Source organism: Pseudomonas sp. GCM10022186 (assembly GCF_042656385.1).
Classification (GTDB): domain Bacteria; phylum Pseudomonadota; class Gammaproteobacteria; order Pseudomonadales; family Pseudomonadaceae; genus Metapseudomonas.
Map to the genome: position 1 here is coordinate 24,351 of NZ_JBHSOU010000007.1, position 21,780 is coordinate 46,130.

At 68.7% G+C, this 21,780-nt stretch carries 17 protein-coding genes; 16 read left to right on the top strand and 1 reads right to left on the bottom strand.

Annotation, left to right across the window (positions count from 1 at the left end):
* From ACFPU0_RS04210 to ACFPU0_RS04285, 16 genes are all read left to right on the top strand, one after another.
* A complete protein-coding gene (locus tag ACFPU0_RS04210) occupies window positions 1-402 on the top strand; it encodes an ExbD/TolR family protein (protein WP_377691536.1) in 402 nt (133 codons plus the stop codon).
* A 541-nt stretch (window positions 403-943) separates the two neighbouring features.
* Window positions 944-2,980, top strand: a complete 2,037-nt coding sequence (locus ACFPU0_RS04215; protein WP_377691804.1) for a TonB-dependent receptor family protein — start codon at window positions 944-946, stop codon at window positions 2,978-2,980.
* Between the two features lie 68 nt (window positions 2,981-3,048).
* Window positions 3,049-4,773, top strand: a complete 1,725-nt coding sequence (locus tag ACFPU0_RS04220) for an ABC transporter substrate-binding protein (protein WP_377691537.1) — start codon at window positions 3,049-3,051, stop codon at window positions 4,771-4,773.
* Entirely contained in the window at window positions 4,770-6,452 is a 1,683-nt protein-coding gene (locus ACFPU0_RS04225; RefSeq protein ID WP_377691538.1) for an ABC transporter substrate-binding protein, read from the top strand. Before ACFPU0_RS04220 ends, ACFPU0_RS04225 begins: the two co-directional genes overlap by 4 nt.
* Entirely contained in the window at window positions 6,449-7,381 is a 933-nt protein-coding gene (locus ACFPU0_RS04230; RefSeq protein ID WP_377691539.1) for an ABC transporter permease, read from the top strand. The genes ACFPU0_RS04225 and ACFPU0_RS04230 overlap by 4 nt, the downstream gene beginning before the upstream one ends.
* Window positions 7,382-7,455: 74 nt before the next feature.
* Window positions 7,456-8,742 carry an acyl-CoA dehydrogenase family protein gene (locus ACFPU0_RS04235; protein ID WP_377691805.1) on the top strand — a complete coding sequence of 429 codons (1,287 nt, stop codon included), beginning with the start codon at window positions 7,456-7,458 and terminating at the stop codon, window positions 8,740-8,742.
* Complete coding sequence (locus tag ACFPU0_RS04240; RefSeq protein WP_377691540.1) at window positions 8,739-10,088, top strand: LLM class flavin-dependent oxidoreductase; 1,350 nt, start codon at window positions 8,739-8,741, stop codon at window positions 10,086-10,088. The genes ACFPU0_RS04235 and ACFPU0_RS04240 overlap by 4 nt, the downstream gene beginning before the upstream one ends.
* Window positions 10,089-10,119: 31 nt before the next feature.
* On the top strand, window positions 10,120-11,178 hold the full coding sequence (locus tag ACFPU0_RS04245) for an NADP(H)-dependent aldo-keto reductase (RefSeq protein WP_377691541.1): 1,059 nt from the start codon (window positions 10,120-10,122) through the stop codon (window positions 11,176-11,178).
* A 15-nt stretch (window positions 11,179-11,193) separates the two neighbouring features.
* Window positions 11,194-12,078, top strand: a complete 885-nt coding sequence (locus tag ACFPU0_RS04250; protein WP_377691542.1) for an ABC transporter permease — start codon at window positions 11,194-11,196, stop codon at window positions 12,076-12,078.
* Window positions 12,075-13,733 carry a dipeptide ABC transporter ATP-binding protein gene (locus tag ACFPU0_RS04255; RefSeq protein WP_377691543.1) on the top strand — a complete coding sequence of 553 codons (1,659 nt, stop codon included), beginning with the start codon at window positions 12,075-12,077 and terminating at the stop codon, window positions 13,731-13,733. The genes ACFPU0_RS04250 and ACFPU0_RS04255 overlap by 4 nt, the downstream gene beginning before the upstream one ends.
* 100 nt (window positions 13,734-13,833) lie before the next feature.
* Window positions 13,834-15,036, top strand: coding sequence for an acyl-CoA dehydrogenase family protein (locus ACFPU0_RS04260; RefSeq protein ID WP_377691806.1), 1,203 nt, complete (start codon window positions 13,834-13,836; stop codon window positions 15,034-15,036).
* Between the two features lie 96 nt (window positions 15,037-15,132).
* Window positions 15,133-16,461, top strand: a complete 1,329-nt coding sequence (locus ACFPU0_RS04265) for an MFS transporter (protein WP_377691807.1) — start codon at window positions 15,133-15,135, stop codon at window positions 16,459-16,461.
* 178 nt (window positions 16,462-16,639) lie between these two features.
* Window positions 16,640-17,191, top strand: coding sequence for a GNAT family N-acetyltransferase (locus tag ACFPU0_RS04270; protein WP_377691544.1), 552 nt, complete (start codon window positions 16,640-16,642; stop codon window positions 17,189-17,191).
* Between the two features lie 37 nt (window positions 17,192-17,228).
* Window positions 17,229-19,061: an ABC transporter ATP-binding protein gene (locus ACFPU0_RS04275; protein ID WP_377691545.1), complete on the top strand. Its 1,833-nt coding sequence runs from the start codon at window positions 17,229-17,231 to the stop codon at window positions 19,059-19,061.
* 57 nt (window positions 19,062-19,118) lie between these two features.
* Window positions 19,119-20,126, top strand: a complete 1,008-nt coding sequence (locus ACFPU0_RS04280; protein ID WP_377691546.1) for an aldo/keto reductase — start codon at window positions 19,119-19,121, stop codon at window positions 20,124-20,126.
* Window positions 20,126-20,644, top strand: coding sequence for a topology modulation protein (locus ACFPU0_RS04285; protein ID WP_377691547.1), 519 nt, complete (start codon window positions 20,126-20,128; stop codon window positions 20,642-20,644). Before ACFPU0_RS04280 ends, ACFPU0_RS04285 begins: the two co-directional genes overlap by 1 nt.
* A 31-nt stretch (window positions 20,645-20,675) precedes the next feature.
* Here ACFPU0_RS04285 and ACFPU0_RS04290 read toward each other — a convergent pair whose 3' ends face one another.
* Complete coding sequence (locus ACFPU0_RS04290; RefSeq protein WP_377691548.1) at window positions 20,676-21,776, bottom strand: sigma-54 interaction domain-containing protein; 1,101 nt, start codon at window positions 21,774-21,776, stop codon at window positions 20,676-20,678.
* Between the last annotated feature and the right edge of the window lie 4 nt (window positions 21,777-21,780).

Sequence of the window (21,780 nt, forward strand, 5' to 3'; positions counted from 1 at the left end):
ATGGCCTTCTCCACCCAGGACAACGACGAAGTCCTTTCCGAAATCAACGTCACCCCGCTGGTGGACGTGATGCTGGTGCTGCTGGTGGTGTTCATCGTCACCGCGCCGCTGTTGACCAACGCCATCCCGATCAACCTGCCGAAGACCGAGGCCGTGGCCCCGCCCGAGCAGAAGGACCCGCTGGTGGTGAGCATCGACGGTGCCGGCAAGCTGTTCATCAACAAGGACGAGATCCAGCCCGACCTGCTGCAGAGCAGCCTCGAGGTGGCCCGCGCCAAGGACCCGGAACTGCGCGTGCAGCTGCAGGCCGACGACCAGGTGGACTACGGCGCCGTGGCCCGCGCCATGGCCTCCATCGAGCGGGCGGGAATTACCAAACTGGCGGTGATCACCGCCCGTTGACCAGGCTTTGGTCGCCTCTCTTCAGGCAGGGGAGAGGCGGCCCTTTTAATCAATCTCCGTAAAACTTGCTTTCAGAAAGATCTTGTCAGGGAAACCGGGAGGGTAATTATCGGCTTGAGTCAATCAGGTGATCTTATCGAACTGTTATTGCCATCAAGGCAAAGTGTTCAAATTTCAACATCAGGGTTGGCCCGGACTGCGAGAGTAGCTCCGGGCTTTTTTGTTGTTGAGAAAAATCTTGTTTTTCAGTGTCTTGCGATTTTAGTGGCGGGTGTTTTCAGGCCAACACTTGTTCAGCAGATTGTTTGTCCGAGTGTTCCTTGAGCTGTTCATTGGTTTGGTTAAGTTGTTGATCTGGTTGAAATTTCAGGGTTGGCATGGAGGCTGCTAAATGAACTTCAGCGCACAACTATACGAATAGAGGGCCGATATTGAAGTTCAGCCAGTTACAGGAGTGATTCGAGTGAAACTTGAAGTATGGGGGGAGCAGGGGCCCACGCCGCTGCTGAAGGTCGTCGGTGCGGGGGCACTGGTGGCCATCATGGGTCTGGGCCAGGCGCAGGCCGCCGAGACCGATACGCGCCTGGGCACGGTCCAGGTCAAGGGCAAGAAAGTGGATAGTGCCCAGGAAGCCGCGAAGGAAGAAATCAGGGAAGTTCCGGGAGGCGCCAGCCTGGTGAGCTCCGAGCAGGTCGAGCAGGGCCGGGTGGCCACCAACGCGGACATCCTGGCCTACCAGCCGGGTGTCTATGCCCAGTCCGCTGGTGGTGGCGACGGCATCAAGATTTCCATCCGCGGGTCGGGCATCAACCGGGGGGCGGGCTTCTTCCGCTCCGGTATCCTCTTCGAGTTCGACGGCCTGCCGGTCACCGGGCCGGGGGGCACGCCCTACGAGCTGTTCGAGCCGCTTGGTCTGAGCTACACCGAGGTCCTTCGCGGCGCCAACGGCTTCGACCATGGCGCACTGGCCCTGGGCGGCGCCATCAACTATGTCACCAAGACCGGCTACGACGCCGACCGCCTCCAGGCCCGTTACGAATTCGGCAGCTGGGCTTATCGCAAGTACCAGGTCAGTTCGGGCCAGGTGATCGACAACTTCGACTATTTCGTCAGCCTCACCGACTCCGCCCGCGACGGTTTCCAGGACCAGACCAAGGCCAGCAGCCAGGGCATCGCGGGCAACTTCGGCTACCGCTTCAGCCCCGAGCTGGAAACGCGCTTCTACTACCGCTACCGCGAGACGGACAACGAGACGCCCGGCAACCTGACCCGTGCCCAGATCGAGGATGACCCGAGCCAGGCCGTACCGCTCAACCAGCGCCTCGACCTGTCGCGCGTGCAGCAGGGGTCGACCTGGATCGCCAACAAGACCAGCCTGGTGCTCGATGAGCGCTCCAGCCTGGAAGTGGGCGCGGTCTTCCACGACTACCCCATCGACATCCGCAGCACCGAGCGCAGCCTGTGGTCCCACCGCGATGCTTCGCTCTCGCTCAAGTACCTGCGCGAGGACAGCCTCTTCGGCCTGGCCAGCAAGAGCCGCCTCGGCCTGCTCTCCACCACCCAGCTCGACGGCGGCGTGCACACCTATGGCAACAACCCGGCGCTGGCCAGCTACAAACGCCTGCTTAAAGTCGCCGACTACAGCGGCTCGGCCGACCACGTGATCTTCGGCAGCAACGAGCTGGAAGTGGCGCCCGACCTCTGGCTGATCACCGGCCTGTCGTGGATCAACAACAAGCGCGAAAGCAAGATCACCTTCCCGATCCGTGACGAGTTTTCGCGCAACGCGCACAACTGGGCGCCGCGCCTGGGCCTGCGCTATGACCTGAACCCGGACGTGCAGCTGTTCACCAACCTCAGCAAGTCGGTCGAGCCGGCCAACTCCTGGTCCTTCCCGGGCGGTTCGAGTTCCACCACCCTGTTCCACAAGAACCTCAAGGAGCAGAAAGCGGTCACCTTCGAGGTGGGCGCCAGGGCACAGCTGGGTATCTTCGCCGGCAGCCTGAGCCTCTACCGCTCCGAGGTGAAGGACGAACTGCTGACCGTCGAACTGTTCCCGGCCACCGCCACCTCGGCGGCGGTGATCACCGAGGCCAACGCCAGCGACACCATCCACCAGGGGATCGAGCTCGGCCTGGATACGCTGCTGTGGGGTGCCAGCGACAGTCACAAGCTGGTGCTGCGCCAGTCGTACACCCTCAACGACTTCTACTACGAAGACGACGCCACCTTCGGCGACAACCAGCTGCCGGGCATTCCCAAGCACTTCTACCAGGCGGAGCTTCGCTACGACCACCCGACCGGCTTCTACGCGGGGGTCAACCTGCAATCGGCATCCGCCTACCCGGTCGACTTCGCCAATACCTTCAACACCGCGTCCTACACCATCTTCGGCGCGACCCTCGGCTACGACCACCCGGGCGGCGACTGGCAGGCCTACCTGGACTTCAAGAACCTCACCAACGAGTTCTACGCGGCCACCGTCAGCCCCGGTTTCAACGACCGTGGCCTGGATGCCGCGCGCTCCACGCCGGGCGACAAGTTCGGCGTGTTCGGTGGCGTGTCCGTGGCCTTCTGACCCCAAGGTGCCCCGTGGCGTCCGCGCCACGGGGACCATGGCTAACCATCGAGCGAAGAAACGACAGCATGGAAGACAGCCCAATCAAGACCCGCCGATTCCCTCGTCCGGCACATCTGCGCCACCTGGCCGGCGCCGTGGCCCTGGCGCTCCTGGCGGCCTGCGGCGAACCCGCCGGGGAAGCCGCCGGGCCGCAGGCATCCGGCCGGGATTTCATCTACCCGGCCAGCGACTACTTCGAGCAGGCGCCGGGCAAGGCCGGCGGCACCCTGCGGGTGTCGGTCGCCCAGGACACCGGCTCCCTGGACCTGCACGGGATTTCCCACACCAACTCGCAATGGCTGGGCCGCCTGCTCTACGACAACCTCGTCTACCTCAACGACAAGGGCGAGATCACCCCGTGGCTGGCCAGGTCCTGGGAAATCTCCGCCGATGGCCTGACCTACACCTTCCACCTGCGCGATGACGTCACCTTCAGCGACGGCGTGCGCTTCGACGCCGAGGCGGTGCGGGTGAACCTGGAGCACATGCGCGCCCCGGCCACCAGGTCGCCCCTGGCCGCCGCCTACATCGCCCCCTACGTGGACGGCGAGGTGGTGGACGATTTCACTTTCCGCGCGCACCTGCGCGAGCCCTACGCGCCCTTCCTCGACGTGCTCGCGCAATCCTGGCTGGCGATGTTCTCGCCCCGGGCCATTCGCGAGAACCCTGCCGGACTGGCCGAGGCGCCAGTGGGCTCGGGGCCCTTCGTGGTGGAGCGCTACGAGCGCCAGCAGGGCATCCGCCTGGTGCGTCGCGCCGACTACCACTGGGCGCCGGACTTCCTGCGCCATCAGGGGCCGGCCTACCTGGAGCGCGTCGACATCGACTTCGTGCCCGAGGCGCTGGTGCGCTTCAGCTCGCTGGCCGCCGGGCAGTACGACTTCAGCATTGACGCGCCGGCGCAGAACGCGGCTGGCATCCGCGCCGACCGCAACCTGGCCTTCGACAGCCGCATCCGCAAGGGCAATCCCAACCGCGGGTTGACCTTTAACACCGAGAAGGCGCCCTTCGACGATGTGCGGGTGCGCAAGGCCATCGCCCTGGCGGTGGACCGTGAGGGGATAGTGCGCATCAGCGGGTTCGGCGAGTACCGGCCCAAGAGCGACTACCTGGCGGCCAATACGCGCTTCTACGATCCATCCTTCCAGGCGGCGCTGCGCTACAACCCCGATGAAGCCAACCGCCTGCTGGACGAGGCGGGCTGGACCGGCCGCGATGCCGAGGGTTACCGCACCCGCGATGGCCAGCGCCTGGGCGCCGAGGTGTTGCTGGCGGAGAACCTGGTGTCGGTCACCGATGCCGTGGCCATCCAGTCCGACGTGCGCAAGGTGGGCGTGGAGCTGCGGATCGTCCAGCTGCCAGCGCTGCAGATACTCGAACGGCGCCAGGCCAACAATTACCAGGCAACCGGGTCCGGGGTCTGGCACACCAATACCCCGGATGGCCTGTTCATCCTCTACCACAGCCAGGAGATCACCTCGCCCAGGCGCATTGGCCAGAACATCGCGCGCCTCAGGGATGACCGCCTCGACGGCCTGCTCGGGCAGGCCCGTCGCTCCACCGATCCGCAGCTCTGCCAGCAGCTCTACAGCCAGGCCCAGCAGCGGCTCACCGAACTGGTTCCGGCCGTCCCACTGTACGAGAACTACAGCATGACCGCCCGCAGCGCGCGGGTCCGGGGCGTGGTCTACGACACCTCCCACAACACGCCGGTGTTCACCAGCTTCTGGCTGGAAGGGGAGCGCCCATGAAGCGCGCATTTCCCCTGCTGCTGGCGCTGGTCCTGCAGGCCTGCTCGCCCACGGACGACCAGCCGCTGCGCCCCGCCGCCGCGCCCAGCGAGCCGGTCAGCTACCCCACCAGCGATTACGTCGAACAGGCGCCCGGCCATACCGGCGGCACCCTGCGCATCTCGGCAGCCATGGACATGGGCAATCTCGACCTGCACCTGATCACCGGGGTCAATCCCAAGTGGCTCGGCCGGATGCTCTTCGACAACCTCGTCTACCTGGACGACAAGGGCGAGATCACCCCCTGGCTGGCGAAGTCCTGGGAGATTTCCCGGGATGGCCTGACCTACACCTTCCACCTGCGCGACGACGTCAGCTTCAGCGACGGCGAGAAGTTCAACGCCGAGGCGGTGCTGGCCAACCTCGGGCGGATTCGCGATCCCGCCACGCGCACCGGCATGACCACCGCGTACATCGCCCCCTATGTCGACGGCAAGGTGCTGGACGAATTCACCTTCCAGGCCCGCCTCAGCGAGCCCTATACGCCCTTCCTCAACGTGCTGGCGCAGTCCTGGTTCGGGATGATGTCGCCCCGCGCGCTGCGGGAGAACCCCAAGGGCCTGGTGGAGCGTCCCGTGGGCACCGGCCCCTTCGTGATAGAGCAATATGTCCCCCAGCAGGGCATAAGCTTCGTGCGCCGCGCGGACTACCATTGGGCGCCGGACTTCCTCGGGCACCAGGGGCCGGCCTACCTGGAGCGCGTCGAGCTGGGTTTCGTCCCGGAGGCGATGATCCGCTACAGCAGCCTGGCCTCGGGGCAGTACGACCTGACCGTCGACGCCTCGCCGCAGACGGCCGCCGCCATCCGCGCCAACCCGGCACTGGAACTGCACAGCCGGATAAACCTCGGCAATCCCCTGCGGGTGGTCACCTTCAACACCGAGAAGGCGCCGTTCGACGATGTCCGCGTGCGCAAGGCGGTGGCGCTGGCCATCGATCGAGAAGGGCTCGGGCGGATCATCGGCTTCGGCGAGTACCGGCTGAAGACCGACTTCCTCTCGGCCACCACCCGCTACTACGACCCATCCTTCCAGGACTCGCTGCGCTTCGACCCGGAGCAAGCCAACCGCTTGCTGGACCAGGCCGGCTGGACAGGCCGGGACGCCGAGGGCTACCGCACGCGGGACGGGGTTCGCCTGACGGCGACGGTGATCGCCAGCGAAACGCCGCTGTCGCCCGCGGCCGACCAGGTGGCGGTGCAATCGGACCTGAAGAAGATCGGTTTCGACTGGCGCATCGAGATGCTGCCGCCGCTGCAGGCCGCCGAGCGCCGCAACGCCAACCAGTACCAGGCCAGCGGCGCCGGCTTCTGGCACACCAACACGCCGGACGGCCTGTACATCCTCTACCACAGCCGCCAGATCACCTCGCCGCGCTACATCGGCCAGAACAGCTCGCGCATTCGCGACGCGCAGCTGGACGACCTGCTCGGACGGGCTCGCCAGTCCCGCGTTCCGGAGGAGCTCAAGCGCCTCTACAGCCAGGCGCAGCAGCGCCTGACCGAAGTGGTGCCGGCGGTTCCGGCCTACGAGAACCACAGCCTCATCGCTTTCAACCGGCAGGTGAAGGGCGTGGTCTTCGACACCTCCCACAACACCCCCTTCTTCACCAGCGTCTGGCTGGATCGGGAGCAACCATGACCCTCATCCGAACCCTGCTCTGGCGCCTGCTGGCCGGCGTCGGCGTGCTCTGGGGTGCCGCCACCCTGACCTTCGTCACCCTTAACGCCACGGGTGGCGACACCGCGCTGGCCATCCTCGGCGGGCCGGAGGCCCTGCCCACCGAGGAAGTGCTGGCGCGGGTGCGCAGCGAGTACGGACTGGACCAGCCGCTGCTGGTCCAGTACGGCCAGTATCTGGGGCGCCTGGCCCAGGGCGACCTGGGCGAGTCCTACCGGTTGCGCATTCCGGTGACCCGCGCCATCGCCCAGCAGGTGGGCGCCACCGCCTTGCTGGCGGGGACCGCGCTGGTAGTGGCGGTGTTCCTGTCGATCGGCGTGGCGGTGACCACCGCGCGGCGCTCGCGCTGGCTGACGTCGTTGGCCTCCGGCGGCGAGCTGGTGCTGTCATCCATGCCGTCCTTCGTGCTCGGCATCCTGCTCCTGCTGCTGTTCTCCTTCCGTTTCCCGATCTTCCCGGCGGCCGGCTCCCAGGGCTGGGAATCCCTGGTGCTGCCGACCCTGACCCTCGCCCTGCCGGTGGCGGCGATCCTCACCCAGGTGCTGCGGCAGGAACTGGAGGACATCCTCGAACAGCCCTTCATCGTCATGGCCCGCGCACGCGGGCTGTCGGAGGCAGGGGTGCGCCTCGGCCACGCGCTGCGCCATGCGCTGATCCCCCTGGTGACCCTGTCCGGCTTCATCTTCGCCACCCTGCTGGGGGGCGCGGTGATCACCGAGACGCTGTTCGCCCGGCAGGGCGTGGGCCGCCTGATGATCGAGGCGACCACCAACAAGGACGTGCCCCTGGTGATCGGCATCACCCTGCTGGCGGCGCTGATCTACGTGGTGATCAACCTGCTGGTGGACCTGCTCAACGGCCTTGTCGATCCCCGGGTGGCCCGCCCATGAGCCACGCCGCACTTGCCCAACTGCGCGCGCTCTTCGACGAGGACAGCGTGCCACCGACCCTCAAGGAACCGATCATGATCTTCAACGACCAGTCGGGCGCGACGCCGCCCGCCGAGCTTTCCGCCCCGCCCGCCGACGATGAGCTGCTGGTGCGGTTCACGCCGATCTTCGCGCGCATCCATGAGGGGGCGCTGCAGCGGGAAGAGCGCCGCGAGCTGGCCCACGAGCCGGTGGCCTGGCTACGCGAGGCCGGTTTCGGCGCGCTGCGGGTGCCGTGCGCCTACGGCGGCCTGGGCGCCAGCGTGCCGCAGCTGTTCCGCCTGCTGACCTTGCTGGGGGAGGCCGACTCCAACCTGCCGCAGATACTGCGGGCGCACTTCGGTTTCGTCGAAGGCCGCCTCAACGACGAGGAGGATACCCACCGCGATATCTGGTTCCCGCGCATCGTCGCCGGGGAGCTCTTCGGCGCCGCGATGGCCGAGCGCACCGACGCCACCCGCAACAGCGTGACCCTGACTCGCGAGGACGATGGCTGGCGGGTGGACGGCGAGAAGTACTACTGCACCGGCACCCTCTATGCCGACTGGATCGCCGCTTCCACCAGCGATGGCGACGAGCATGTCGCCGTGGCCATCCCCACCCGTGCACCGGGGGTGACGCGCCTGGACGACTGGGACGGTTTCGGCCAGCGCCTGACGGCCAGCGGCACCACCCGCTTCGAGGGCGTCAAGGTGAACGAGGAGCAGCTGTTGCGTCGCTTCCACAGCGGCGAGGGGCGCAGCGCCACCTACATCACCGCGTTCTACCAGCTGGTGCACCTGGCCACCCTGGCCGGCATCGCGCGGGCGGTACTGCGCGACGGCGTGGCCTTCGTCCAGGGGCGAACGCGCACCTTCGGCATCCCGGGGCAATCCAGCCCGCGTCAGGATCCGCTGGTGCAGCGGGTGATCGGGCGCCTGTCGAGCCTGGCCTTCTCCGCCGAGTCCCTGGTGGAAGGCGTTGCCGCCGCCGTGGAACGCGCCTGGCAGGCCCACAAGGCCGGCCGGGCGACGCCCGAGCTCTACGCCGAGGCCGATATCCGCGCCTACCAGGCCCAGCAGATCGCCATCGGCCAGGTGCTGGAGGCCACCACCCTGCTGTTCGAAGTGGGCGGTGCCTCGGCCACCAGCAGCACCCGGCGCCTCGACCGCCACTGGCGCAACGCGCGCACCGTTTCCTCCCACAACCCGGCGATCCTCCGCGAGGCCTATCTCGGCGACTACTACCTCAACGGCACCGTGCCCAGCGAAGCCTGGGCCGAGCGCTTCGAAGCCGCGCGCCGGCAGGACGCGGGCCAGCCCACCCAGGAGAACCCGACATGAGCAGCAACCCCCGGCAAATGAGCATCGGCATGAACATCCTCGGCTTCGGCGCCCACTCGGCTGCCTGGCGCACCGGCGAAGTGCCGCCGAACGCCTACCTGGATGTGGACTACTACCGCAACATCGCGCGCATCTCCGAACGCGGCACCCTGGACGCCATCTTCCTGGCCGACGGCCCGGCGCTGGCCGGCGACGTGGCCCGCCAACCCGCCGGCCGCCTGGAGCCCACCGTGCTGCTCACCGCGGTGGCCCTGGCCACCCGGCACATCGGTGTGATCGCCACGGCTTCCAGCACCTACAACGATCCCTTCAACCTGGCCCGGCGCTTCGCTTCCATCGATCACATCAGCGGCGGCCGGGTGGCCTGGAACGTGGTCACCAATGCCGGCGACGCCGCCGCGCAGAACTTCGGCCTGGCCGGCGCGCCGCTGCACGTGGACCGCTACGACCGCGCCGACGAGTTCGTCGACATCGCCGTCAAGCTCTGGGACAGCTGGGAGGATGACGCCATCATCGGCGATGCCGCCCGCGGCCTGTTCGCCGATCCGGCCAAGGTGCACACCCTGGACCATGTTGGCCGGCATTTCTCGGTGAAGGGGCCGCTGAACGTGCCGCGCTCGCCCCAGGGGCGCCCGGTGCTGGTGCAGGCCGGCTCCTCCGAAGGCGGCAAGGCGCTGGGGTCGCGCTGGGCCGACGCCATCTTCACCACCCAGACCACCCTGGCCGACGGCCTGGCGTTCTACCAGGAGATGAAGGGCCGTGCGCGGGCCTGGGGACGCAACCCCGAGCACCTGAAGATCATGCCGGGCCTATCCACCGTGATCGGCAGCACCGAGGCCGAGGCCCGGGCGCGTTTCGATCACCTCAACTCCTTCATCGGTGAAGGCGGGCTGATCAACCAGGTGGCCCAGCGCCTGGGCATTCCCGTCGAGGAACTGGACCTGGACGCCGAACTGCCGTGGCAGCGCATCGGCCCGGTGAACGATTTCGAGAAGGGCTCCCACGGTTTCCTCGAGGCCCAGATCAACCTGGCGCGGCGCGAGCGGCTCACCGTTCGTGAGCTGTCGCGGCGCATTCTCGTCGGCCATCGGCTGATCGTCGGCACCCCGGAACAGGTGGCCGACACCCTCGAAGAGTGGTTCCTCGCCGGCGCCGCCGACGGCTTCAACATCATGCCGGACAGCTTCCCCTCGGGCGTGGAGATCTTCGTCGACGAGGTGGTGCCGCTGCTGCGCAAGCGTGGCGTGTTCCGCCACGAGTACAGCGGCAGCACCCTGCGCGACCACCTCGGCCTGCCGTACCCCCGCAGCCAGTTCGAACAAGAGCGCCGCAGCGCCTCGGCCTGACCCTCCAATTCCCTTGCGTGAGATCCAGACGATGCAATACCGAACACTTGGCAACACCGATATCCAGGTCAGCGTCATCGGCCTCGGCACCATGACCTGGGGCCACCAGAACAGCGAGGCCGATGCCCATCGGCAGCTGGACTTCGCCTTGTCCCGGGGGGTGACCCTGGTGGACACGGCGGAGATGTACCCCACCCCGACCCGTGCCGAAACCTGGGGCACCACCGAGCGCTACATCGGCAGCTGGCTGGCGCGCACCGGCCGCCGCCACGAGATCGTCCTGGCCAGCAAGATCGTCGGCCCGGCGCGCCAGCCGCAGCAGGCCCGGCACATCCGCGATGGCCGCAGCCACCACGACCGCAAGAACCTGGTGGCAGCCCTCGACGGCAGCCTGGACCGCCTGCAGACCGACTACATCGACCTCTACCAGCTGCACTGGCCGGACCGCAGCACCAACTACTTCGGCCAGCGCGACTACCCCTGGGTGGGCGAGGAGGAGAGCGTGGCCATCGAGGAAACCCTGGCGGTGCTGGCGGACCTGGTGAAGGCCGGCAAGATCCGCCACATCGGCGTCTCCAACGAAACCCCCTGGGGCGTGGCGGAGTTCCTCAAGCAGTCCGAGCGCCTCGGCCTGCCGCGCATCGTCAGCATCCAGAACCCCTACAGCCTGCTCAATCGCCTGTTCGAGGTGGGCCTGTCGGAGTTCAGCCATCGCGAGGGCGTCGGCCTGCTGGCCTATTCGCCGCTGGCCTTCGGCGTGCTCAGCGGCAAGTACCTCGATGGCGCCCAGCCCGAAGGGGCGCGGCTGTCGGCGAACTCGCCCTACAACCGCTTCGCCCGCTACGGCAGCGCGGAGGCCGAGCGCGCGGTCGGCGGCTATGTCGAGCTGGCGCAGCGCCACGGCCTGTCATCGGCCCAGCTGGCGCTGGCCTTCGTCGTCAGCCGACCCTTCGTCAGCAGCGCCCTGAGCGGTGCCACCAGCCTGGCGCAGCTGGACGAGAACCTTGCCAGCCTGGACCTGGACCTCGGCCCGGAGCTGCTGGCCGAGATCAACGCCATCCACGCGCGCCTGCCCAATCCGGCGCCCTGACCCGGGAGAGTCGTCATGAGCCTTTCCGAGCATGCGATCCCGGCGCGGCCGGCCCCCCTGGCGGGGCTGCGCGGGATCGCCTTCCACCTGGCGCTGCCGCGCCGTCCCGGCCTGCTGCTGGCCGGGCTGTTCGCCGCCCTGCTGGTGCTGGCCAGCCTCGAACCGGCCTGGCTGGTGCGTGGCGACCCCCTCGCGGCGTCGGCCCGCGATGCTTTCCTGCCGCCGAGCGCCAGTCACTGGCTGGGCACCGACGAGAACGGCCGCGACGTCCTCACGCGCCTGGTGCATGGCGCCCGCGCCTCGCTGCTGATGGGGCTGGCGGCCACCGCCATCGGCCTGGTCGGCGGCGTCGCGCTGGGCCTGGTGGCCGGGCTCGGGCAGCGCTGGCTGGACGCGGCCATCATGCGTTTCGTCGACGTGCTCATGGCCTTTCCGGACCTGCTGCTGGCCCTGGTGATCATCACCTTCTGGGGCCAGGGGCTGCTCAATGCCGTGGTCGCCGTGGGCATCGCCGCTGTGCCGCGCTTCGCCCGCATGGTGCGTGCGCAGACGCTGCTGGTGCGCCAGGCGGCCTACGTCGAGGCCGCCGTCACCCTCGGCCTGCCGAAGGCGCTGGTGATCCTCCGCCACGTCCTGCCCAATGCCATGCGCCCGGTGCTGATCCTGGCGGCCCTCGGCATCGGTGGCAGCATCGCCGCCGGGGCTTCCCTGAGCTTCCTCGGATTCGGCGCGCCGCCGCCCTCGCCCGAGTGGGGATCGATGCTCTCGGTGGGCCGCAACTTCCTGGCCAACGCCTGGTGGCTGGTGGCTGCCCCTGGGCTCACGGTGACCCTCACCGTGGTCGCCATCACCGCGCTGGGCCGCGCCCTGCTGCGCCACAACGAGGGCAAGACGGCATGACCACCCTGATCGCACCGCAACGCCCCCTGGTGGAAGTGGAACAGCTGCGCCTGGGCTTCGGCGGTGCCGCGCCGGTCCTCAAGGGCCTGTCCTTCAGCCTCTACCGCGGCGAGTGCCTGGCCCTGGTGGGCGAGTCCGGCTCGGGCAAGAGCGTCACCTCGCGGACCCTGGCGGGTCTCGCCGGACAGGGGGCGCGCCTGGAGGCGGAGCGCCTGCTGTTCGACGGCGCCGACCTGCGCGGCTTCGATGCGCGCACCTGGCAGCGGGTTCGCGGCGCGCGCATCGGCTTCGTGATGCAGGACGCCCTCGGCTCGCTGGACCCGCTGCGGCCGGTGGGCAAGGAGATCGCCGAGCCCCTGAAGCTGCACACCGACCTTGACCGCGAAGCCCGCGACGCGCGGGTGATCGAGCTGCTCCGCGCGGTCGGCGTGCCGCAGCCGGAGCTCCGCGCCCGCCAGTATCCCGGCCAGCTCTCCGGCGGATTGCGCCAGCGCGCGCTGATCGCCTCGGCCATCGCCTGCGATCCCGACCTGCTGATTGCCGACGAGCCCACCACGGCGCTGGACGCCACGGTACAGGCCCAGGTGTTGGCGCTGCTGGAATCCCTGCGCGGCGGCGACACCGGCATGCTGGTGGTCAGCCACGACCTGGCGGTGGTGTCGCGCCTGGCGGATCGCGTGGCGGTGATGCACCACGGCGAGATCGTCGAGCAGGGGCCGGTGGAGCAGGTGCTCTACGCGCCGCGCCATCCCTACACCCAGTCGCTGCTGCGGGCGGCGGCCTCGGTGCATATCTGGCGCAACCGCGACCCGCGCCCGGTGCCGCGGGAATCGCTGCCGAACGACCCGGTGGTGGTGCAGGCGGAAGGCGTGAAGAAGCAATTCACCGGCCCGGACGGTGTGTCCCGCAGCGCCGTCGGCGGGGTGTCCTTCACCCTGCGTGCGGGGGAGACGCTGGGCATCGTCGGCGAATCCGGCTCGGGCAAGACCTCCCTGACCCGCATCGTGCTCGGCCTGGAGCGGCCGGACGGCGGACGCGTGCTCCTGCGCGGACGGGACTGGGCCGGCCTCGATGGCGCCGAGCGACGCGCCGAGCGGCGGCGCATCCAGGTGGTGTTCCAGGACCCGCTGAGTTCCTTCGATCCGCGTTACAGCGTCGAGCGGGTGCTGGCCGAGGCCCTTGCCGTGGCCGGCGTGCCGCGTGGGCGTGAACGCCGCCAGCGGGCCATCGAACTGCTGCGCCGCGTGCGCCTGGACGAGAGCCTGCTGGCGCGCCGGCCCATCGAGCTGTCCGGTGGCCAGCGCCAACGTATCGCCATTGCCCGGGCGCTGGCGGCGGAGCCCGAAGTGCTGGTGTGCGACGAGCCCGTCTCGGCCCTCGACGTCTCGGTGCAGGCGCAGATCCTCGACCTGCTGGCCGAGCTCAAGCGCGACCTCGGCCTGGCCTGCCTGTTCATCTCCCACGATCTGGGCGTGATCCAGCACGTGAGCGATCACGTGCTGGTGATGAAGGACGGCGAGGTGGTGGAAAGGGGGCCGGTCCGCGATGTGTTCTCGCGGCCCCAGCATCCCTACACCCGCGCCCTGCTGGGCGCCATCCCGAAACTCGACGTTCGCGAGGAGCGCGGCATCCGCATCGAGGCCATCGCCATCTGAACCGAGCGAAGCAATCACTGGTATCCCCATGCGCAAGCAACGACCCGGGACCCTGCGCACCGTGCGTGCGCTGGCGGCCCAGCCAGACAGGACGATCGACATGACCGCGTTACCCGCCAGCGTCACCATCCACGGCTTCCTCGGCGTCGCCGAACTGCAGCGACGGGCGGCTTCGCAGCTGCCCGAAATCGCCCAGGGCGCGGCCGAACGGGAGCGCGAGCGACAGCTCCCCCACGAACAGATCCGCCAGTTGGCCAGCGACCGCCTGCTCACCTGGCGCATTCCCAGGGCCCACGGCGGCAGCGGCGCCAGCGTGCGCGAGACAGTGGCCTTCGTCATCGACCTGGCCGCCGCCGATTCCAACATCGCCCAGTCGCTGCGGCCGAGCTTCTCCTTCATCGAAGGGCTGCTGGCACGGGGCAGCGACGAGGAACGCGAGCGCTGGTTCCCGCGCTACCTCGCCGGCGAAGTGGTGGGCAATGCCGGCTGGGAAATCGGCGGCGCCAATGGCGCGGTCAGCGCCCGCATCGTCCGCGAGGGCGCGCATTACCGCGCCACCGGCAGCAAGTTCTACAGCACCGGTTCGCTCTACGCGGACTGGGTCAGCGCGGTGGCCCTGGACGAGCAGGAGCAGCCGGTGTCCTTCATCCTGCCGCGGGATCGCGAAGGGCTGGAGCTGCTGGACGACTTCGACGCCATGGGCCAGCGTCTCACGGCCAGCGGCACCACCCACCTCAAGGGCGTGGTGGTCTACCCCCACGAAATCCGCACGCGGCAGCAGGAGGACGGGCAGCGCTCGATCGTCACGCCCTTCCTGCAGCTGTTCCTCGCGGCGGTGGAGGCGGGCATCGCCCGCAATGCCCTGGACGACGCCGTGCGCTTCGCCCGCGAGCATGCCCGGCCGATCAAGCACAGCAGCGCCCAGCGCTCGGTGGACGATCCCTACGTGGAGCTGGCGGTGGGCGAGATCGCGGCCCGCGCCTTCGCCGCCGAAGCCCTGGTGCTGAAGGCCGCCGAGAGCATCGACGCGGCCTGGGAGGCGGATCTCGACCGCGCCGCGGTGACCCGTGCGGCGGTGGATGTGGCCCAGGCCCAGTACCTGGCGGTGGAGTCGGCGCTCAAGGCCGCCGAACTGCTGTTCGATGTTGGCGGTGCCTCGACCACCGGGCGCCGGCACAACCTGGACCGCCACTGGCGCAATGCCCGCACGGTGGCCAACCACAACCCGCGCCATTGGAAGGCCGCCGTGGTCGGCGCCTGGCGCCTGAAAGGCACCGAGCCGCCGACATCCGGGCTGTTCTGAGTGAGCCGCCTGGAGCCCCTGGCGCGGGATACCGCCATCCCCCTGGCATCGCCGTTCAACCGGCTGGTGCCGACCATCATCGGTTGCGCGCTGTTCATGGAGTTGCTGGACGCCACCGCCGTGCTCACCGCGCTGCCGCAGATGGCGGCGGAGTTCGGCGAGCCGACGGTGCGGATGAACCTGGTGGTGTCCCTCTACCTGCTGGCGGCGGCGCTCTTCGTACCCATCAGCGGCTGGGCGGCGGACCGCTTCGGCCCGCGTCGGGTGTTCGTCTGCGCCATCGGCCTGTTCATGTGCAGCTCGCTGGCCTGCGCCGCCGCCACCTCGCTGCTGCAGCTCTCGCTGGCGCGGCTGCTGCAGGGTGCCTCCGGGGCCATGATGGTGCCGGTGGGGCAGGTGATCCTGCTGCGCTGGTCGAGCCGCGAGAACCTGCTGCGGGCCATGGCCTACCTGACCATGCCGGCGCTGATCGGGCCGGTGCTCGGGCCGCCGCTGGGCGGCCTGCTGGTCAGCGCGCTGTCCTGGCAATGGATCTTCCTCATCAACCTGCCCATCGGCCTGCTCGGCATCGTCCTGGTGCTGCGCCATGTGCCGGACTACCCAGGGCAGCCGGGGCGGACGCTGGACTTCCCCGGCTTCTGCCTCAGCGGTTGCGCGCTGGCCTGCCTGGTGTTCGGTTTCGAGGCGCTCGGCCACGGCCTGCTGCCGCCCGCCTGGATCGCCCTGCTGCTGGGTGCCGGATTCTGTGCCGCGCTGCTTTACCTGCGCCACGCGCGGCGGGTGGCCGAGCCGCTGATCGACTTGCGCCTGCTGCGCATCCCGACCTTTGCCACCGCCATCTGGGCGGGCAACCTGTTCCGTCTGGGCAGCGCCTCTCAGCCCTTCCTGCTGGTGCTGCTGTTCCAGGTGGGCTTCGGCCTCAGCGCCCTGGAAGCGGGCCTGCTGACCCTGGCCGGCGGGGCCGGGGCGCTGTGCATGAAGTTCCTCTCGGTGCGCATCGTCCAGCGCTTCGGCTTCCGCCGCACCCTCATGGCCAACGCCCTGGCCACCAGTGCCTCGCTGGCGCTGTGCGCCATCTTCGACGCGGACACGCCCTGGTGGCTGGTGGTGCTGGTGCTGTTCCTCGGCGGGATCATCCGCTCCCTGCAGTTCAGCACCCTCGGCGCACTGACCTTCTCCGACGTGCCCGGCGAGCGCACGAGCCGGGCCAGCAGCCTGTCGGCCATGTCCATGCAGCTCAGCATGAGCCTGGCCGTCGGCCTGGCGGCGACCCTGCTCGGCCTGGTCATGGCGCTGCGCGGCCACGAGCGGCTCCAGGTCGCGGACCTCGGCCTGACCATGCTGCTCTGTGCGGCGGTCAGCGCAACCTCCTGGCTGCTGTTCCGCCGTCTGGGGCGGCGCGCCGGGGCCACGGTGAGCGGGTGAGGGCGCAGTGCTGTTCCTGAGGCGACAGTGGTTCAGCAAAGTGACCGTGAAGCATCCGCGATGCTGTTGATGATTGATTGCAAGTAGCTGAATTAAAAGAAGAAAGCCATTGGCATGGGGTGTGCTTCGGGAAGACGCGGCCGCAGCGCCGCAAGGACTGGCGAACCAGGGGGATGGAATGAGCATCGAGTCTGTAGAAGAGGACGTGGTGATCCGTTTACCGCAGGTCGGCGACGCCAGGGCCATAGCCGAAGTACACGTGCGCAGCTGGCAGGCGGCCTATCAGGGCCTGCTGTCGGCGGCTTACCTGCAGCGCCTGGAGCAGGGCATCGAACGTCGCGTGGCCTATCTCGAAGGCGCGATCGGCAATGGCGCGCGGTCTATTCGTGTCGCCGAGGCGGGCGGCCGTCTACTGGGCTGGAGTTCCTTCGGCGCCAGCCGCGATGCCGATGTGCCGCCCGGCACCGGTGAGCTGATGTCCCTCTACCTGGCGCCGGAGGCCTGGGCACGAGGCCTGGGAAGCGCCCTCTGGCGAGCCTCGCGGCAGGAGCTGGAGGACGCCGGCTTCCGCGCCGTCACGGCCTGGGTGCTCGACGGCAACGCCCGCGCCATCCGCTTCTACCGCAAGTTGGGGTTGCGCGCCGACGCCGCCAGCCAGCGCGTCTTCGAGGAAGACGGCGAACCCCTGCCGCTGACCCGCTTCCACCTGTCGCTCGCCGCCTCCGCGTAACCCGAGCCTGCATCCGCCCCAAGGACCTCCCGCCGCCATGAGCCTTCTCAGACTGATCCCCCGCCCGCCGAGCGCCTTGCTCGACTGGAACATCCGCAGCCTGCCGGATACGCCGCTGAAGTTCGTGCTGTTCTTCGTCGTCCATTACAAGCCCTGGTACCTGGCCATCCTGCTCCTGCAGATCGCCGCGGTGGTCTGTACCATCCTGGTGCCCTGGGGGCTGGGGCAGATCACGCGGCTGGTCAGCGAGGGCCTGTCGGCGGAACGCGCCTTCTCCGTACTGCACTGGCCGGTGCTGGCCTTTGCCGGCCTGGTGGCGCTGGAGGTGCTCTTCACCCGCGCCGCCACCGGCTGCCATATCCGCGTGCTGCCGCAGCAGCGCCGCACCGTGACCCACGCGGTGTTCGCCTACCTGCAGCAGCATTCGCACCGCTTCGTCAGCAGCGAGTTCGCTGGCGCCCTGGCGCACCGGGTTTCCGAAGTGGCGCTGGGGGTCAACCAGACCCTGAGTATCCTGCTGTTCGACCTGATTCCGTTGGTGGTGACCCTGACCCTGGCTACCGCGCTGCTGTGGACGGCGTCCTCGCTGCTGGCGGCCTTCATGTTCGGCTGGTCGGTGCTGTTCATCGTCGTGTGCTACCACCTGGCCAAGCGCAGCCACCCGCTGGCGCAGCAGTACTCGTCGGCGCGCAGCACCAGCACCGGCAAGGTGGTGGATGCGGTGACCAACCTCACCAACATCCGCCTGTTCGCCCGCCACTCCTACGAGCACGGCTACCTGGGCGACTACCTGGAGCGGGAGGTGGGCGCGGCCTATCGCTCCTTCGGCTACATGGAGAAGATCCGCTGGTTCCAGTCGGTGTCCGGGATGCTGCTGAAGGTCGGCGTGCTGCTGCTGTCGCTGTACCTCTGGCGCAGCGGGCAGATCAGCATCGCCACCTTCGTCATGTCCACCAGCCTGTCGCTGCTGATCATCAACGATGTGGCCAGCCTGTCGCGGCGCTTCCTGGAATTCTTCGAGGCCACCGGCAACATCGCCAATGGCGTGCGTACCCTGATCCGTCCCCACGAGGTGGTGGACCAGCCGGGGGCGAGGCGGCTGGAGGTCAGCCGGGGCGAGGTGGAGTTCTGTAGCGTGGCGTTCGGCTACTCGCCGGACAAGCCGATCTTCGAGAACCTCGACCTGGTCATCCCGGCTGGACAGCGGGTCGGCCTGGTGGGCTCCTCCGGCTCCGGCAAGTCGACCCTGCTCAACTTGCTGCTGCGCCTGTACGACGTCGATGGCGGCCAGGTGCTGATCGACGGCGTCGACGTGCGCGAGGTGACCCAGCATTCGCTGCACCAGCAGATCGGCCTGATTCCCCAGGAGCCGGGTCTGTTCCACCGCAGCATCCGCGAGAACATCCACTACGGCCGCCTGGAGGCCTCCCAGGACGAGTTGGCTGCGGCCATCCACCGCGCCGGCGCCAGCGGCTTCATCGAGGCCATGGAGAAGGGCTACGACTCGCTGGTGGGCGAGCGCGGCGTCAAGCTGTCCGGCGGCCAGCGGCAACGCATCGCCATCGCCCGGGTACTGCTGAAGAACGCGCCGATCCTGGTGATGGACGAAGCCACCTCGAGCCTGGATTCCATCACCGAGCGCTTCATCCAGGACAAGCTGGACGAGATCATGGTGGGCAAGACGGTGATAGTGGTGGCCCACCGGCTGTCCACGGTGGCCCACCTCGACCGCATCGTGGTTTTCGACAAGGGGCGGGTCGTGGAAGATGGCAGCCACCAGGAGTTGCTGAACAAGCGCGGCCACTATTTCCGCCTGTGGAGCCGCCAGTCCGATGAACTGTTTCACGATGACACCGCCGAGGCGGTCTGAACCGGCGGGCCCGCCCCCGTTCTGGGCGCGGCCGCCAAGCGACAACAGGAGAGTCCCATGAGTTATCGCACCCTCGGCCGCTCCGGTCTGGAGGTTTCCCCGCTGACCCTTGGCGCCATGATGTTCGGCGGCCAGACCGACGCGTCCAGCGCCCGGCGCATCATCGACAGCGCCTTCGACCAGGGCATCAACTTCATCGACACGGCGGATGTGTACAACGCCGGGCAATCGGAGGTGATCGTCGGCCAGGCCATCGCCGCGCGGCGGGACGACTGGGTGCTGGCATCCAAGGTCGGCATGGGGCCGGCGGACGGCCCGGCCAACGGTCGCGGGCTGGGCCGCAAGCACATCCTGCGTTCGGTGGAGGCCAGCCTGCGCCGCCTGGGTACGGATTACCTGGACCTCTACTACCTGCACCGCGAGGATCACCAGACCCCGCTGGAGGAGTCGATCTCGGCCATCGGCGACCTGATCCGCCAGGGCAAGGTGCGCTACTGGGGCCTTTCCAACTACCGGGGCTGGCGCATCGCCGAGGTCGTCCACATCGCCGAGCGCCTGGGCGTGGACCGCCCGGTGGCGAGCCAGCCGCTGTACAACCTGGTCAATCGCCAGGCGGAGGTGGAGCAGATCACCGCCGCCGCCTTCCATGGCCTGGGCGTGGTGCCCTACAGCCCCCTCGCCCGCGGCGTGCTCAGCGGCAAGTACCGGCCCGGCGAGGCACCGGCCAGCGACAGCCGGGCCGGGCGCCAGGACAAGCGCATCCTCGAGACCGAGTGGCGCGACGAGTCGCTGCGAATCGCCCAGCGGGTCAAGGAATACGCCGAGCAGCGTGGTGTCGGCGTGGTGGAGTTCGCCATTGCCTGGGTGCTGAACAATGCCGCCGTCAGCTCGGCCATCGTCGGACCGCGCACCGAGGAACAGTGGGCGACCTATGTGCGGGCCCTGGGGCTGCGCCTCACGGCGGAGGACGAGGCCTTCGTCGATGGCCTGGTGACGCCGGGCCACGCCTCGACCCCGGGTTACAACGATCCCACCCATTTCGTTTCCGGCCGCTGGCCACGCTGATGCGACGGGTACTGGTGATCGGTTCCGGAGGGGCGGGCAAGTCCACCTTTTCCCGGCGCCTGGGACAGCGGCTGGGCCTGCCGGTGGTGCACCTGGACGCCCACTACTGGCGGGCCGGCTGGGTGGAACCGGCGCGGGAGGAGTGGACCCTTGCCGTGGCGCGGCTGCTGGAGCGGGAGCACTGGGTGATCGACGGCAATTACTCGGGCACCCTGCCGGCGCGGCTGGCGGCCTGCGACACCGTGGTGTTCCTCGACCTGCCGCGCTGGCTCTGCCTGTGGCGGGTCTGCTGGCGCGCCCTGAGCCATCGCGGGCGGACCCGCCCGGACATGGCCGATGGCTGCCCCGAGCGCCTGGAGCCGGCCTTCCTGCGCTGGGTCTGGGACTATCGCCGGCGCTCCCGTCCCGCGGTGCTGGCGCTGCTGGCCGAAGCGGGGCGGCAGAGGAAGGTGGTGCACCTGGGTTCGCGCCGCGAGGTGGAACGGTTCCTCCGGAGCCTGCACGAAGGCACCCGCTGACCCTCAAACGGCGGGCCGCCGGTACGGACTCTCAGATGGAGAGCCGCACGGGGCGCTGGGTGCGGATATCCGCCTCCGGCTTGCGCTTGTTCACCACCAGTTCGCCGATGGCGATCAGCCGAGCCCGGGTGATGTTGCGGGTCAGCCCCAGCAGGTTGGCGGTATGCACCTGGTTGTGGTTGCAGAAGCGGTAGGCGGCGCGCAGCAGGCTCTCTTCCACCGTCTGGTGCAGGGCGCCCGCCTGGGTCTCGAACAGCCGCTCGAAGGTGCGCTGCAGCAGGGCTTGCGCGCTGTCCCCGGCTTGCTTCGGTTCGTCGCGGCGTTCGATGCGGATATCCGACAGGCGCAGGTCGGCCTCCTCGATCAGGCCGTCGCGGCAGACCAGCAGGGTGTGGTGGATGACGTTCTCCAGCTCGCGGATGTTGCCCGGCCAGCCGTATTCCACCAGGCGCCTCTGTGCCTGGGGGCTCAACCGGACCTCGCCGTGGCCCAGGCGGCCGCTGTATTCGTGGATGAAGTGGCGGACCAGGGGGAGAATGTCTCCCGGCCGCTCCCGCAGTGGGTGCAGCTGCAGGTTGGCCACCTTCAGCCGATAGTAGAGGTCCTCGCGGAAATGCCCGGCGTTGATGGCCTTTTCCAGCTGCACGTTGGTGGCGGCGAGGACGCGGACGTTGATCGGGATGCTCTTGCGCGAGCCAAGGCGCACCACTTCGCGCTCCTGCAGCACGCGCAGCAGCTTGACCTGGATGGGCATGGGCAGGTCGCCCACCTCATCGAGAAACAGGGTGCCGCCGTTGGCTTCCTCGAACCAGCCGGCCTTGGCCGCCAGGGCGCCGGTGAAGGCGCCCTTCTCGTGGCCGAAGAGTTCCGCCTCCACCAGGGTTTCGGAAAAGGCGCCGCAGTTCACGGCGACGAAAGGGCCGTTCCTGCGGCCGCTGAGGTTGTGGATATGCCGGGCCACCAGCTCCTTGCCGGTACCGGTCTCGCCGATGATCAGCACGCCGGCTTCGCTCGGCGCCACCTGTTGCAGGTAGGCCAGCAGCGCCCTGGACTTGGAATCGTCGAAGACCTGGGCGGTGGCGCGGATGGATGAGGCCAGCGCCGGCGAGGGAGGGAGCGTGAGCAGCTGCATGGGG

Bases quoted from the DNA above. Each gene is read 5' to 3' on its own strand.
- ACFPU0_RS04210 (WP_377691536.1), top strand. From the start codon at position 1: ATGGCCTTCTCCACCCAGGACAACGACGAAGTCCTTTCCGAAATCAAC.
- ACFPU0_RS04215 (WP_377691804.1), top strand. From the start codon at position 944: ATGGGTCTGGGCCAGGCGCAGGCCGCCGAGACCGATACGCGCCTGGGC.
- ACFPU0_RS04220 (WP_377691537.1), top strand. From the start codon at position 3,049: ATGGAAGACAGCCCAATCAAGACCCGCCGATTCCCTCGTCCGGCACAT.
- ACFPU0_RS04225 (WP_377691538.1), top strand. From the start codon at position 4,770: ATGAAGCGCGCATTTCCCCTGCTGCTGGCGCTGGTCCTGCAGGCCTGC.
- ACFPU0_RS04230 (WP_377691539.1), top strand. From the start codon at position 6,449: ATGACCCTCATCCGAACCCTGCTCTGGCGCCTGCTGGCCGGCGTCGGC.
- ACFPU0_RS04235 (WP_377691805.1), top strand. From the start codon at position 7,456: ATGATCTTCAACGACCAGTCGGGCGCGACGCCGCCCGCCGAGCTTTCC.
- ACFPU0_RS04240 (WP_377691540.1), top strand. From the start codon at position 8,739: ATGAGCAGCAACCCCCGGCAAATGAGCATCGGCATGAACATCCTCGGC.
- ACFPU0_RS04245 (WP_377691541.1), top strand. From the start codon at position 10,120: ATGCAATACCGAACACTTGGCAACACCGATATCCAGGTCAGCGTCATC.
- ACFPU0_RS04250 (WP_377691542.1), top strand. From the start codon at position 11,194: ATGAGCCTTTCCGAGCATGCGATCCCGGCGCGGCCGGCCCCCCTGGCG.
- ACFPU0_RS04255 (WP_377691543.1), top strand. From the start codon at position 12,075: ATGACCACCCTGATCGCACCGCAACGCCCCCTGGTGGAAGTGGAACAG.
- ACFPU0_RS04260 (WP_377691806.1), top strand. From the start codon at position 13,834: ATGACCGCGTTACCCGCCAGCGTCACCATCCACGGCTTCCTCGGCGTC.
- ACFPU0_RS04265 (WP_377691807.1), top strand. From the start codon at position 15,133: ATGGAGTTGCTGGACGCCACCGCCGTGCTCACCGCGCTGCCGCAGATG.
- ACFPU0_RS04270 (WP_377691544.1), top strand. From the start codon at position 16,640: ATGAGCATCGAGTCTGTAGAAGAGGACGTGGTGATCCGTTTACCGCAG.
- ACFPU0_RS04275 (WP_377691545.1), top strand. From the start codon at position 17,229: ATGAGCCTTCTCAGACTGATCCCCCGCCCGCCGAGCGCCTTGCTCGAC.
- ACFPU0_RS04280 (WP_377691546.1), top strand. From the start codon at position 19,119: ATGAGTTATCGCACCCTCGGCCGCTCCGGTCTGGAGGTTTCCCCGCTG.
- ACFPU0_RS04285 (WP_377691547.1), top strand. From the start codon at position 20,126: ATGCGACGGGTACTGGTGATCGGTTCCGGAGGGGCGGGCAAGTCCACC.
- ACFPU0_RS04290 (WP_377691548.1), bottom strand. From the start codon at position 21,776: ATGCAGCTGCTCACGCTCCCTCCCTCGCCGGCGCTGGCCTCATCCATC.